Genomic DNA, 13,695 nt, shown 5'->3' with positions numbered 1-13,695 from the left:
TCCCCCTATTCTTTAATAGACCCTGCTGAAATGCTGTTAACAATGTATTTTGATAGAAATAAAAATGCGACCATAATTGGTACAACAGATATCGCAATACCTAAATAAAGTGAACCTAGGTTCTGAGCAACTTGAGAACCTTTCAAAAAGCCCATGAGCACTGGTAAAGTAAACTTTTCTGGAGAGAATAACACAACCAATGGTGTAATATAGTTGTTCCATGATCCAATGAACGTAAAGATAGACATCGTCGCAATTGCTGGCATCATGATCGGCATGGCTACTCGATGAAAAATGGTTAGCTCGCTCGCTCCATCAATTCGTGATGCTTCAATTAAGCTCGGATGAAGCGTCGTTTGAATGTATTGTTTTAAAAAGAACACTACAAACGGGCTTGCAACGGCCGGGACAATGAGTGGAATAAACGTATCTAGAATTCCAAGATTTTTACTTAGCTCATAAAAGCCAATTAAACCAAGCTGTCCAGGTACCATCATCATGACAAGCATGAAGACAAACAAGAAATTTTTCCCTTTAAACGTATAAAAAGCAAATCCATAAGCAGTTAAAGCTGAGAAGTATCCTGATAGCACAGTGACAAGGACTGAAATAATTAAGCTATTTTTAAATCCTGTCCATATGTTGATATATTGCAGCATCGTTTCATAGTTTTCCATTAATGAAGAGCCTGGAAGAAGTTGAAATCCAGTCAAGATTTCTTCATTTGATCGCGTAGCATTAATCATCATCATAAAGAATGGAATAAAACAAATGACCGCTAAAAGGATAAGCGCTGCGTAAATAAACAACTTGATTGCTTTTGCTTTTCCAGATCCGGGGGCTTTAACTGAAACCTTAGTCTCTAACGATTGACTTTGCTTACTTTTATTCACCACAGGTCGTTCTATCATTGATTACACCTGCTTTTCCTTTTTATTTTGGCTACCGTACATTCCTTTGAAGACAAAAATAGAGAAAATAACGGTAATGATAAATAATCCGTAGGCAACTGCTGATGCATAGCCGTAGTTATTGTATTTAAAAGCTTGATTATATAAATAGAGCACCATCGTATTTAGAGCACCATCTGGAGAACCAACTCCATCCGTTAGTAACATTGGTAAATCAAATAGCTGTAGGCCACCAATAAGAGACGTAATCATGATATATAGTAAAATTGGCTTTAATAATGGTAGCGTGATTTTCGTAAACGTTTGCCAGCGGTTAGCTCCATCAATTAGAGCGGCTTCATAGTAATCTCGTGAAATACCAGACACCCCTGCCATCACGACGATAAATGAATGCCCAAACCACATCCACGTTAAAATAAGAGACACCGAAAGCTGAGCCGTTGTCGGGTTATTAAGCCAGTTAATGGGCTCAGAGATAATTCCCAAACTCATTAATACCATATTTAATGACCCATGCTGCCAATCTAGTAAAATACCAAATAAAAGCGCAACGGAACTGATTGTGATTAAATTTGGCAAGTAAAAAATGGAACGAAAGAATGCCAACCCTTTCATTTTGACGCGCATATCGGAGAATATTGCTGCTAGCAGTAGCGCGATTCCAATTTGTAAAACAAAGTTTACTCCCCAAATTTTCCATGTATTAAAAAAAGCTTCCACAAAGTATTGATCCGTAAATAAGCGCGTATAGTTGGTTAATCCAACAACATCAGGAGTTCCGCTGCCGGTGTAGTTTGTAAAGCTATAATAAAACGTCAGTCCTACGGGGTAGATGCTGAAGATTAAAAAAACAATCCAAAAGGGGGCTATAAAAAGATATCCATATCGATTTACTTTGTTCATCCCTCTACCTTCTTTCTCAATTTTTAAAGGGGGCGACACCCAGCGCCAAGTGTCACCCCTATTTAATTAGCTCTTTGGCACAGTAATATCTGGGTATGCGTTTTTTACTTTTTCATAAAATTCTTTAATAGCTTCATTCTTCGATTTTTTACCTTCTACATATTCTCTGACAGCGTTACCAAAAAGAGTATCAATTTGCTGGTCATATTTTGTTACAATCCCTGCATCAATCTCTTCTGATTGTTTCAAGAAAAATTCATAGTTGTTTTGTCCACCTAAAAATTCGTCGCTGAAATCGCTTTTAATTTGATCCGTTACTGGAAGGTAAGATAATACATCTCCTGTCTCCTTTGCCCAGTCCGTTAGAAACTTATCTTCTTGCGTCATCATTTTGACAAACTTATATGCTAGCTCTTTGTTTTCAGATTTACTGTACACTCCAAGCCAAGTGCCCCCCCAAAAATAAGGCGTTGGTCCATTAGTAACGGCCCAATCTCCAGCTGAATCTTTTACGTTAGGCTTTAATACGCTGTGCAGTCCCCAAGTTGGCAGTACATATGAGAATACTTCCGTTTCAATTTGCTGACCGTTTTCTTTTACTTTTACCTTCTTATCCATTGATTCCAGCCAAGATGGTGACCATTCAGGTGCTAATGCCGTATAGTTCTTTGCACGTAACTCCTTTGCATAATCCATATATTCGATGCGCTCTTTTGTAAGCTTTAATTCGTTGTCTTTATTCACCCATGGCTGAGGATTTGTCCCTTGAGCAAACCAGCGCAGCGCACCTTCATCTGGGAACATACGATACCCTTTTTCTTTCATTTTCTCTGCTACTTTAAACAAGTTTTCCATTGAATTTAACATGCTTCCTACCTGATTTGGATCATCCGTGCCAAGCACTTCTTTTGCAATACTACGCTTATAGTAAATCCCTCCAGGTGTTGTTTGCCAAGAAACAGCGCGTACATTACCCTCTTTGTCTTTTCCTAAATCAAACGTGTAAGGTACATATTTGTCTTCCATCTTATCTACGTTGTAAGGATCCTGGGATAAGTTTTCCCAATACCCAGCGTCCACCCATTGTTTTAAAAACGCAATTTCTCCTGTAAATACATCAGGTGCTCCTACTCCACTTTCGAGTACAGGCTTCAGCTTTGTTGGATAATCTGCGATTGGTACGATTGTTAGTTCTACTTTCACACCATTCTTTTCTTCAAATGTTTTGATTGGCTTTTTTAATTCATCAGTGAATGACCAAATTCGTAAATCCACATCTTTATCGCCCGATGCCTTATTACCGCTCGAACAAGCACCCAGCACGCCGCAAAGTAACACCATGACCATGAAAAAAATCCCCTGCTTTTTCATCTCTTTCTCCTCCTTCTCTATCACATAAAGTCTTCGCGAAAGCGGTTTCGGAAATAAGTTAAAAATAAGTAAATCGAAACCGCTTTCGATTTACTGTAAAAAATAATATTAGCTATTATTTTTTTCTTTTAATGCTAGACAGCTTTCTCGACAGACAAGCTCAACTGGAATGATGTTAGATGAAATTACCTTTTTCTTTTGAGTAATTTGTTCAATTAAGATTTGTGCAGCTTGCTCTCCCATTAAATCCGTATCTTGCCTAATCGTTGTCAATTTCGGGGTAATATACTGCGCCATATCAATATCATCAAACCCAATAATTGAGATATCCTCTGGTACTCCAAGCCCTCGCTCTTTTATGGCTTCGATTGCTCCAATTGCCATATGATCACCAGCTGTAAATACTGCTGTTGGCTGAACCTCTAAATCTAAAAGCTTATTCATTGCTAGCTTTCCTTCTTCAATTGAAAAGAAACCACCGTCTACTAAATAACCGTCTCGAATTGATAAGCCCATTTCTTGCATTGCCTTCTTGTATCCTTCTGCCCTTGCTTCTCCCACAGCATTTATAAAGCTTCCTGCAATGTGAGCAATTCTTTTATGACCGAGCGAATGTAAATATTGAACGGCTAGCTTTCCTCCTTCCACATTATCGGAATACACCGTACTGCATGGTGCTTCCATCATATCAATAACAACAATAGGAAGCTTGCTATTAATTAAATCTTGAATTTGAGAATCATCAGCTCGTGAACAAAATACAATAATCCCATCTACGCCACGGTACATAAAATGTTCCAAATAACTAACATCACGATTGCGCAAATTTCGTGAAGCAAAGATGAGGTCGTATCCTTCACGCTCTGCATGCTTTCTAAAACTTTCAATCACAGCGTTAAAGAACGGATGCTTCATACCAACGCCGTTTTCTTCAGCAAACACAACGCCAATCATATAAGATTTTTTTGTAGAAAGCGATTGAGCATTGGAATTAGGTAAATAGCCCATCTCAGCTGCAGCGCGTAAAATTTCTTGCTTCGTTTTTTCACTAACGTCTGAATAGTTATTTAAAGCTTTTGATACGGTTGTACTTGAAAAACCTGTTTTCTTTGCAACATCATAAATTGTAACCATTGTTTTCTCCTCTTTTACGAAAGCGCTTTCGATAGCGTCATTATAACGTATTCATTTTATATAGACAATACTTATTTTAAAATTTTCAAAAAATAAAATCAACTACTAAACATTTCTTTGAATGTTTTATAAAGTTTTCTGTATATGGTTTTATAAAAAGAAATGTTTTTCTCTACAAAAGAAAGGGTTTTATAACTATAAGTACTAATATAAGAACAATGATTGAAACCATTATTTTGGTAAACAATAGAACTAGTATTAGATGGTATTTATCAAAAAGGAGGAATGAAAATGAAAGTTGTGATTGCTGGCGGTACAGGTTTTGTGGGAAAAGCACTCGTACAAGATTTATTAAAAAAACAGCATGAGGTGTACGTGTTAACTCGGAACGCCAATAAACCCTCTCACGATCCTAACCTTCATTATGTAGAATGGCTAAAAGAAAATGCTAGCCCTGAAAACGTTATTCAGAAAGCTGATGCCTTTATTAATCTAGCAGGTGTTTCGTTAAATAGCGGTAGATGGACAGAAGAACGAAAACAAGCGATTGTCCAAAGTCGAATTTCTTCTACTCGTGAAATCATTCGAATTATGGAGAGCTTAGAGGTAAAACCTTCTGCTTATATTAACGCAAGCGCTGTAGGTTATTACGGAACAGCCGAGCAAGATACTTTCACAGAAACGTCTCCATCCGTTGGGCATGACTTTTTAGCTGAGACGGTTAAAGTATGGGAAGCAGAAGCATCAAAAGCTGAGGATTTAGGAATTCGCACTGTATTTACGCGCTTTGGTGTTATCTTAGGAAAAGACGGTGGTGCATTGTCAATGATTGCCTTGCCTTATCGCTTTTTTGCTGGAGGAACAGTTGGCTCAGGAAATCAGTGGCTTTCATGGGTCCACATTAAAGACGTTGTCGAAATAATTCAGTTTGCAATAGTGAATCAAGACATTCAAGGACCTGTTAACGTCACAGCCCCTACCCCTGTCCAAATGAAAGAGTTTGGCCAAACTGTTGGCGCAGTTTTGCACCGTCCTCACTGGCTTCCTGCCCCTAGTTTTGGCTTGAAACTCATGCTTGGCGAGATGAGTATGATTATTTTAGAAGGGCAGCGCGTAATTCCTGAAAAAATGATTCAACACAACTACCATTTTACATATACTAAATTAGAAGATGCATTACAAGATTTATTATAACGGTGTATGAATGTATCAGATAAGGAGTTTGCTATGAAAGCGACATTATTTAAAAATGCTACAGTTTATCCAATTACATCACAGGCAATACCTAACTGCGACGTACTTGTTGCTAATGGAAAAATCAAAGATGTTGGGCCGAACTTACAGCCTCCTCTGCAAGTGGAAGTCGTTGATTGTAAAAACCAATACTTATTTCCAGGATTTATTGATGTTCATACACACCTTGGACTTTATGACGAAGGCACGGGTTGGGCTGGTAACGATGCAAATGAAACCATCGAACCTCTCACTCCACATATTCGAGCACTGGATAGCGTACACCCGCTTGATTCTGCATTTAAAGATGCGGTTCAGTACGGCATTACAACCGCTCATATTATGCCAGGAAGCGCAAACGTAATTGGCGGCACAACTTCTGTAATTAAAACTACTGGTACCAACATTTCAAACATGCTCATCCAAGAAACTGCTGGCTTGAAAATCGCGCTTGGTGAAAACCCTAAACGCATTCACAGTCATGGCAATAAAGAATCAATCACTCGCATGGGTATTATGGGAATGCTTCGCGAAGCATTCTATGAAGCAAAACACTGTGACAATACCGATAGTTTACGAATTAAGCCTCTTGTGCAGGCTTTACGACGTGAAATTCCTGTTCGAATTCATGCTCATCGTGCAGACGATATTTTATCTGCTTTACGTTTTGCAGATGAATTTAATTTAGATATCCGTATTGAGCACTGCACGGAAGGTCATTTGATTGCTCACGAATTAGCTGCTAGAAACCTAAAGGTTTGCGTTGGACCTACGTTAACAAGACGCTCAAAGATTGAGCTCAAAAATAAAAGCTGGGAAACTTATCAAGCACTCTGGAATCAAGGTGTCGAAGTGTCCATTACAACTGACCACCCCTACACGCCTATCCAATATTTAAACATCTGTGCTTCCATTGCCGTAAGAGAAGGGTTAGATGAACAAAAAGCACTTGAAGGTATTACCATTGCAGCAGCCAGAAACCTGCGCGTTGATCACCGCGTGGGCAGCATTGAACGTAATAAAGACGCTGATTTAGTACTGTGGAATTATCACCCTTTTCACTACCTAGCTAAGCCGTTGGTAACAATGATTAATGGAAAGATATTATTTAAAAAAAATTAACAAAATAACTATTTTCTTTTTCAAGTTTTTTTAGTATGATACGTACAGAAACATATGAAGAAAACAAATTTATACACATCACTTGTTAACATTTGAAATCGTTGACTTGTAATGGGAAGGCAAATGGTGCGCCACCAGGTAACTGGTTCTAGTGGGTTCGATTCCCACCCCGAAATTTTTTTTACTACTAAAAAATTTCGAGGGTGGGGACTTGAAGGTCCTTTGTATGCCCTCATTCAGGAGGGAAAAGTTATGTTAAGAAAACGTGACCTACAAGACTGTCAATCTCTTTATGACCTAATGACGCATCCAGATGTCTTCCCTTTTGTTCGTCATAAAGCGTATTCTCAAGAAGAGTTTTTGTTCGTGACGAAGCAAACAATGGAAGCAGAAGAGCACGGGGAAGTAATCTCACGTACAATTTTGGACGAATGGGGTAACCCAATCGGCACTATTAACCTATTTGACGTGGAAGACCAAGCTGGCTTTTTAGGTACTTGGTTAGGCAAACCATATCATGGTAAGGGATATAATCAGCTTGCTAAAGAAGCATTCTTTAACGAACTCTTTTTTGAACTAGAGATTGAGCGCGTATTTATGCGAATTCGAAAAGTAAATATCCGCTCGCTGAAAGCAGCTGAAAAGCTACCTTATGCAGTCCTTGCTAATGAAACAAGAAAAAGCTTATACGATGAGATCAACCGAAATGAAGAAGTATATGACTTATATGAAATCCCAAAGGATTTATATACACTTTACTATATGCGCCACGAGCAAGAAGTTCATGAAGATCACCAGTTAAAAGAAGCGTAGAGAGCAAATCCATCTCCATGGATAGCTCTTTTTTTATGTTTGACTATTGGTTTAAAAAGTACCAAAGTTGGTGAAACTTAGTACAGAAATGAACTACTTGGAGGGATTTTAATGGCTGATAAAAAGCGTCATGAAAAAACGAAAAGTACACTACGAAGCGCACAAGAAGTAACGTATTCTCATGAATTTAAGTTAGCAGACCAAGCTGGTGGCTATACTAAAAAGCAATCTAGGCATTAACCTCTTAGCAAGAGAAGGCAGCTTATACAGGTGCCTTCTTTTTATATGCGGTTATTTTTTAACAATAATAAATTGCTATGTCAGTAAGAAGACATTCCACATATAAACTCTCATTATGCACAGTAAAAGATATACACATAACTTACTAACATATATGTGGATAATGTGCATAAGTCGTTAATAACTCCATTTAACAACCGCTATGACCTGGTATAACAATGTGAATATTTTATAGGAATTTTCAGAATTATTGTTGATAATGTGTATAACTCTGTTAATATCCTCATTTTGTATGCACTTTCATTATTTTTCTACTGTGGATAACTATTATGCTAAACATCCTTACCTCCTCTACTTTTTTACTTTCTTACAATATTATGACCTGCATAATAAAAAGGCAGGTTTCCCTGCCTTTTTGTTATGCATATGACTCAGAATGATTAACATTAGTAGACTTAATTTCTTCATAGGTTACGTTTTCTTTCGCCTGGAGCATGATCTCATATTGACGAAGACGTAATTGGAATACAGAAAGTGGGTCACTATACACCGTCAGACTTTCCTTCATCTCATTAAGTGCATCCTTACTGCAATCAATTGTTTCATGAGATTCTTCAACTGCTCCGTGCAGCTCTTGGATAGGTGGCTCAAAGAAAAGATGAATATCCACTTCCAGAGACTTCTCAAATAAATCAAATTGTAGGAAAAACTTATTTAGTACAGATGCCGTAACATCTTCATACTCTTCATTTTCAATATACTTTTTGTACTGATTATAAAGCATCGTTTTATTTTGCGAGAACGAGCCAAAAATCTTTCCTGCACTTTTTAAGAGAAATTGCGCTGGATTCACGCGTAAGAAGATGTTTTCTTCTTCTAACTGCATGCGCGTTGTCATTCGATTGATATCACGTTTCCAATCATCCAGTACTTTAAAATCACACTGGAGCAAAAAGCGTTCTTTTTCATACATTTCATTGAAGCTATTCCCCATATCTTCAATGTAAGATTGCATGTCTTGAAAATGATCATTGCACTGCTTCATCCACTCATGCAGTGACGCTCTAAACTCTGGTAAAAGTTCCTTTTCAATATACTCTTGAATTTTCTCGTTCATCTTCTTGTTTAGTTCCAGGTGTATTCGACGGAAATCACTCTCTTCGCTTAGCATACTAGAACACTCACGCAGCAACTTAGGAAGGTTATTCGTTAACGCTTGCTTCATTTGATCTTTAATCCCTTGATACACGTTTACCAGCTCGTGAACAGCTTCGCTTTCTTTATCTTCTAGCGTATTAATAAAACCGTTAACGCGAACAAGCATATCTTCATTCCAGTGAATAGCTTGCACGTATCCACTCTCCTGCTCCGCACGCTGTTTTAATAAATCAGAAAGCGTTTTGCGAATAAACGTTAATAAATTGCTAATGCGACGCTCCTGGTTATCTTGGCGGCTAGTGAATCGGAAATTTTCTTTCATAAATCGAGCTATGCTACCTCGCTCATCTAGCTCGTATACCGAAGCATACGGTAGAATGCTTGCTTCTGGAAAGTCAGCGTGAATAAAAGCAGACGTTTCTTCAACAAAACGCTCCATTTCGCGCTCATCTTCCAGTGCATTTATTTTGTTTAATACGAAGTGAATAGGAAGCTCTGGTGCTTGCTTTTTCACGACTAACAACATATCTCGCTCTTTTTCTGTAAAAGGCTGATTTGCATCCAGCACAAATAGTAACCCGTCTGCAATAGGAATATACTCAAACATATACTGAGCTTCATCCATTTGCCCTTTAAAGCCTGGAATATCAATGATACTGTAGTGCTGATCTTGTAAAAAGCGATTTGGCACTCGAACTTCTAAGCACGTATCAGCTTCGCTTACTTCCTTCAACTTACTAAAAGAATGCCACTCTGTACTCGTATTGATTTCTTTTGACGAACGCTGATTCACTTTAAATTCTTCATCATGGGAGACTAAGATTGGTACATTATTCCCGCCTGCTACATGCTCGTTTAATATAGCATTAACAATTGAGGCTTTATCACTTTGCACCGCACCCGCCACCATAACGTATTTCGTTTTTAAATCTGCAAATGAACTGGCTAGCCAATTAAACTTATAACCCACTTCAAGTCCATGACGTCTTCCCCACTTCGTAATATTTTCACCGAGTTCAAGGAAGTACGTTAAGCCATCTATATCACTTGATGATTCAAAAACGAGACGCTCTGCTTCTTGTAAAGCAGGTGAAGCAATTGATGATGTAAACTGCTCATTCCATGCCAAGATAGCAGCCGAAGGAAATAAAGAGCGTGCTTGACTCGTAACTTTTAACCAGTTAGCAAGCAAATGTGGCACAACGTCATGAAGATCACGCATTGCGTATTGGCCATTAATCAGCTCTCTATACGTCTCTTCATACAGGCGAGAAATTTCTTGCCAGTATTCATATAAACCTACTTCTACATTTAAGAAAATGTTATTAATAGTTTTGACCCAAGCTAGGTATGAGTCTTGACCAACGTAGCTCTTCCACAAGCCACAAACCAGCTGCTTAAAATGTAGCTGATCGACTTTATAGAAGGTAATAAGGGCCTGATAAAAATAATCGGGTGCGAATGATTTTGTATAACCTTTATCGACATATTTCTTTAATGTATCAAACCATTTTAACGATTCAGTACGAATTGCTTCGTCCACAGCCAGCTCTACGGCGCTTGTCCAGTCGCTCTGCTCTTCGTAAAATTCTCGTGCTAACGCGGTAACGTTCGGATAACTAGGCTGAGTTGATACAAGTTTTTTTATTATTTCATAAGATCGCTCCGAATTTTGCTGCTCTTTATATAACGAGAATAGCTTTAACCCAACTTCTGCTGTGAGCGTGCTAGATTCCGAATCGATAGCGGTGTACACCTCTTCAGCAATCGATAAGAGTCCAAGCTCATAGTAAGCATCCCCAATATTTTTCTTTGCCCATAACTCAAGTTCTCCACTTACATTTTCCCACTTATAAATAGCTGCCTCAAAGTCTTTGTTATGAAAATAGACTTCCCCTTGGGAAAAACGAATAAATGATAGTTCATAAAACTCTTGCTTTTGCTCTTCCAAAAGCGCTTCACCTAACGCCATAATTGGATTAGATAAATTTTCTTCTGAAAGCAAGGTTTCATAGTACTCCTTCTGAATTAAATGCCTTTCAATTGTCATTCATCTATTCCTCCATCTATGTATAGAAATTCAACATTTCCAATGATTTCTTCCTATTATTTTAACAGAAATCTCCGTAAGAAAAATTTCATTTGCATGTCAATTGCTGAATTGTAACCTTTTTTTCAATTAACCTATCAACCTGATAATAAAAAAAGCATAGTGATGATCATTCACTATGCTTTTTTACTAGTTATGATGTTTTTTTCTTTTTAATTTGACCAATGCCAAGCGCTTTTGCCTCTTTGTTTAAATCCTTTAATAGACTAGCCGTCATTAAAGCCATTACGGCAGAGAACGGTAGCGCTGCTATAATCATGGTATTTTGTAACGCTTGAAGTCCGCCAGAGTATAAAAGCACTAGCGCAATAACTGTAAGCGTAATTCCCCAAACAAGCTTAACGCTGTTTGCTGGGTTTTGTGAACCATTTGTTGTCATCATTCCAAGCACAAACGTACCTGAGTCTGCTGATGTAATAAAGAATGTAGCAACAAGAATAATCGCTAAAATTGACATAAGGGTTGCTAGCGGATAGTTTGCAAAAACACCAAACAGAGATTCTTCTGTTGCCAGCTTTGAAATTTGTGCAATACCATTACGTTCTAACGTTAACGCAGATCCTCCAAATACAGAGAACCACAGGAAACCAATTAGAGAAGGTACCATTAACACAAAGATAACGAACTCACGAATTGTACGACCTTTTGATACGCGTGCAATAAAGATTCCAACAAACGGTGACCATGCAATCCACCAAGCCCAATAGAAAATCGTCCAGCCGTTAATCCACTGACGGCCTTCTTCATTTAATGGTGCAATACGGAAGCTCATGTTCACTAATGTTTGCAAATACTTCCCAAGTGTATCCGTAAAGATATTTAGCGTAAATAGCGTTGGACCTAATATAAACATTAATGCAAATAAAGCAAATGCTAAAATCATATTCGTATTACTTAAAATCTTAATACCTTTTCCTAATCCCGTTAAAGCTGAGATAATAAATAACACTGTCACCACAAGAATAATAATGAATTGCGTGACAATATTGGATGGTACATCAAACAAATAAGATAAACCACCGTTAATTTGAACCGCACCAAACCCAAGCGTTGTCGCTACACCAATGACAGTGGCAATAACTGCAATAACGTCAATAATTTTACCAAGTACGCCATCTGCATATTTCCCTAAAATTGGCTTCAATGTTGCGCTGATTAATCCACGCTCTCCTTTTCGAAACGTAAAGTATGCTAGACACATCGCAACAATACCATAAATAGCCCACGCATGAATTCCCCAGTGGAAGAACGTAAAGCGCATTGCGTCTTGCAGACCTGCGTCTGTCCCTACTCCTCCTGTTGGAGAGCTGATCGCATAATGACTAATAGGTTCAGCTGTGCCCCAGAACACAAGACCGATTCCCATTCCTGCACTAAAAAGCATGGCAAGCCAGGTTGGGCGTGAAAACTCAGGCTTGTCCTCCTGTTTCCCGAGTTTAATTCGACCAATCGGACTTACTAATAAATACAAACAAACCAATACAAACAAAGACACCACAATTAAATAATACCAACCAAATGAATCAGTAATAAAACCTTGAATGGCTCCCGTTACGCTTTCAAGCGTTTTAGGTGCACTCACACCAAAAATAACTAATAATGCCATGATGGCAATCGAAACATAAAAAACTGTTGAAACTTTTTTCATTTGAAATTAAAAACTCCCATCTTTGATAAATTCGCAGAGGGCTTTACTTCAATTGGAGAACACAAACAATATGCAAAACCAAATAGAAAACAATATTTTTTTATGAAGCAATAATAACTAACCCTTAAAGATTGCGTTAAGACGTACTTAAGCTACATCATTTTTACTTAGCTAATATTCCTCATGTAACACTAAGCAACCAAGACCTACCTGCACTTTACATATACAGGAAGGTTTGTTGACTTGGAATTTATAGAACTGGTTGTATGGTGAAGAAGTTTATACTTGCTTTTTCGTGGGCATGCTTTTTAGCATTACGTTCTCTAGGTAATAAGGGGGATTGGTGTATTGCCATAGTATATAGTAACATATCTCTACAAGAATGTCTGTTTTTTAAGCATATTCGTTTACACCTTGCCTGTGCACCCTTTAATATTTGAGTTCGTACACTAAAAATCTTTCGAGTGAATTTCGTAGTGATAAACCTTGAATTTCAATTTCTTCTTTCAGCTGGAATGGCGTGCGCCGAGTTAAAAAATCCGTGTAATCCTCTGAGCTATAGTAAAGAATAATAGTTACGGGCCGATAGCTGTTTCCCACTGAATCTAAGATATTCCCAACGACTTTCATAAAAATCTGAATGGAAAACGGGTTAAAAAAGTAAAAGACAGTATCTCGAATATCAATCTCATATTCTTCTGCTAAGCAGCATTGAAAAGACAGCTCAGCTCGGCGGTGGTGATATTTCTTCAAGTAACTTTGCTTATTGAGAAGCGCTTCTTTATAAAATTCTTCATTCATCTCAACACCCACTACAGATGCTTGATAACGATAATGTAGATAAAAATTTAATCGCCCTTTTCCACACCCAAAGTCGACAACTCGATCCGAAGAGCTTAGCGATACCTTCGCAAATAACTGGTCAAGACCTTTGTATGGTGTAGGCTCATAGCGATGATAATGCAGTGAATCGTAAAAGCCTTTTTGATTTCCAATTGTTTGTATATTTAACAACTCGTCATAAAAATGATCCGTCATGTTAATACTCCTTT

The 13,695-nt window shown here is 37.9% G+C and carries 11 protein-coding genes; 4 read left to right on the top strand and 7 right to left on the bottom strand.

Features of this window, described 5'->3' with window-relative positions; all coding sequences use genetic code 11:
* Window positions 1-5: 5 nt before the first annotated feature.
* The 4 genes from NIZ91_02715 to NIZ91_02700 all read right to left on the bottom strand — a co-directional run bounded on the left by NIZ91_02715 (window position 6) and on the right by NIZ91_02700 (window position 4,319).
* Entirely contained in the window at window positions 6-911 is a 906-nt protein-coding gene (locus NIZ91_02715; GenBank protein USY55617.1) for a carbohydrate ABC transporter permease, read from the bottom strand.
* A 3-nt stretch (window positions 912-914) separates the two neighbouring features.
* Window positions 915-1,814, bottom strand: coding sequence for a sugar ABC transporter permease (locus NIZ91_02710; protein ID USY55616.1), 900 nt, complete (start codon window positions 1,812-1,814; stop codon window positions 915-917).
* 66 nt (window positions 1,815-1,880) lie between these two features.
* Window positions 1,881-3,185, bottom strand: coding sequence for an ABC transporter substrate-binding protein (locus tag NIZ91_02705; GenBank protein USY55615.1), 1,305 nt, complete (start codon window positions 3,183-3,185; stop codon window positions 1,881-1,883).
* Window positions 3,186-3,293: 108 nt separating this feature from the next.
* Window positions 3,294-4,319 carry a LacI family transcriptional regulator gene (locus tag NIZ91_02700; protein USY55614.1) on the bottom strand — a complete coding sequence of 342 codons (1,026 nt, stop codon included), beginning with the start codon at window positions 4,317-4,319 and terminating at the stop codon, window positions 3,294-3,296.
* 291 nt (window positions 4,320-4,610) lie between these two features.
* Between NIZ91_02700 and NIZ91_02695 the strand changes: the two genes are divergently transcribed.
* The 4 genes from NIZ91_02695 to NIZ91_02680 all read left to right on the top strand — a co-directional run bounded on the left by NIZ91_02695 (window position 4,611) and on the right by NIZ91_02680 (window position 7,727).
* Window positions 4,611-5,513 carry a TIGR01777 family oxidoreductase gene (locus NIZ91_02695; GenBank protein USY55613.1) on the top strand — a complete coding sequence of 301 codons (903 nt, stop codon included), beginning with the start codon at window positions 4,611-4,613 and terminating at the stop codon, window positions 5,511-5,513.
* Between the two features lie 33 nt (window positions 5,514-5,546).
* Window positions 5,547-6,674 carry an amidohydrolase gene (locus NIZ91_02690; protein ID USY55612.1) on the top strand — a complete coding sequence of 376 codons (1,128 nt, stop codon included), beginning with the start codon at window positions 5,547-5,549 and terminating at the stop codon, window positions 6,672-6,674.
* Window positions 6,675-6,926: 252 nt separating this feature from the next.
* Window positions 6,927-7,487, top strand: coding sequence for a GNAT family N-acetyltransferase (locus tag NIZ91_02685; protein USY55611.1), 561 nt, complete (start codon window positions 6,927-6,929; stop codon window positions 7,485-7,487).
* A 111-nt stretch (window positions 7,488-7,598) separates the two neighbouring features.
* Window positions 7,599-7,727 (top strand): YfhE family protein, encoded by a 129-nt coding sequence (locus NIZ91_02680; protein USY55610.1) that lies wholly within the window; start codon window positions 7,599-7,601, stop codon window positions 7,725-7,727.
* 418 nt (window positions 7,728-8,145) lie between these two features.
* Here NIZ91_02680 and NIZ91_02675 read toward each other — a convergent pair whose 3' ends face one another.
* From NIZ91_02675 to NIZ91_02665, 3 genes are all read right to left on the bottom strand, one after another.
* Window positions 8,146-10,935 (bottom strand): GTPase domain-containing protein, encoded by a 2,790-nt coding sequence (locus NIZ91_02675; protein ID USY55609.1) that lies wholly within the window; start codon window positions 10,933-10,935, stop codon window positions 8,146-8,148.
* A gap of 193 nt (window positions 10,936-11,128) precedes the next feature.
* Complete coding sequence (locus tag NIZ91_02670; GenBank protein USY55608.1) at window positions 11,129-12,643, bottom strand: BCCT family transporter; 1,515 nt, start codon at window positions 12,641-12,643, stop codon at window positions 11,129-11,131.
* Between the two features lie 429 nt (window positions 12,644-13,072).
* Window positions 13,073-13,681 carry an SAM-dependent methyltransferase gene (locus NIZ91_02665; GenBank protein USY55607.1) on the bottom strand — a complete coding sequence of 203 codons (609 nt, stop codon included), beginning with the start codon at window positions 13,679-13,681 and terminating at the stop codon, window positions 13,073-13,075.
* Between the last annotated feature and the right edge of the window lie 14 nt (window positions 13,682-13,695).

The sequence above is a fragment of the Bacillus sp. 1780r2a1 genome, assembly GCA_024134725.1.
In the GTDB taxonomy this organism is placed as follows: Bacteria; Bacillota; Bacilli; order Bacillales; family Bacillaceae_H; genus Priestia; species Priestia aryabhattai_A.
The sequence above is the reverse complement of the archived record's forward strand: the minus strand, read 5'-3'. Positions and strand labels throughout refer to the sequence as shown.

Bases quoted from the DNA above. Each gene is read 5' to 3' on its own strand.
- NIZ91_02715 (USY55617.1), bottom strand. From the start codon at position 911: ATGATAGAACGACCTGTGGTGAATAAAAGTAAGCAAAGTCAATCGTTA.
- NIZ91_02710 (USY55616.1), bottom strand. From the start codon at position 1,814: ATGAACAAAGTAAATCGATATGGATATCTTTTTATAGCCCCCTTTTGG.
- NIZ91_02705 (USY55615.1), bottom strand. From the start codon at position 3,185: ATGAAAAAGCAGGGGATTTTTTTCATGGTCATGGTGTTACTTTGCGGC.
- NIZ91_02700 (USY55614.1), bottom strand. From the start codon at position 4,319: ATGGTTACAATTTATGATGTTGCAAAGAAAACAGGTTTTTCAAGTACA.
- NIZ91_02695 (USY55613.1), top strand. From the start codon at position 4,611: ATGAAAGTTGTGATTGCTGGCGGTACAGGTTTTGTGGGAAAAGCACTC.
- NIZ91_02690 (USY55612.1), top strand. From the start codon at position 5,547: ATGAAAGCGACATTATTTAAAAATGCTACAGTTTATCCAATTACATCA.
- NIZ91_02685 (USY55611.1), top strand. From the start codon at position 6,927: ATGTTAAGAAAACGTGACCTACAAGACTGTCAATCTCTTTATGACCTA.
- NIZ91_02680 (USY55610.1), top strand. From the start codon at position 7,599: ATGGCTGATAAAAAGCGTCATGAAAAAACGAAAAGTACACTACGAAGC.
- NIZ91_02675 (USY55609.1), bottom strand. From the start codon at position 10,935: ATGACAATTGAAAGGCATTTAATTCAGAAGGAGTACTATGAAACCTTG.
- NIZ91_02670 (USY55608.1), bottom strand. From the start codon at position 12,643: ATGAAAAAAGTTTCAACAGTTTTTTATGTTTCGATTGCCATCATGGCA.
- NIZ91_02665 (USY55607.1), bottom strand. From the start codon at position 13,681: ATGACGGATCATTTTTATGACGAGTTGTTAAATATACAAACAATTGGA.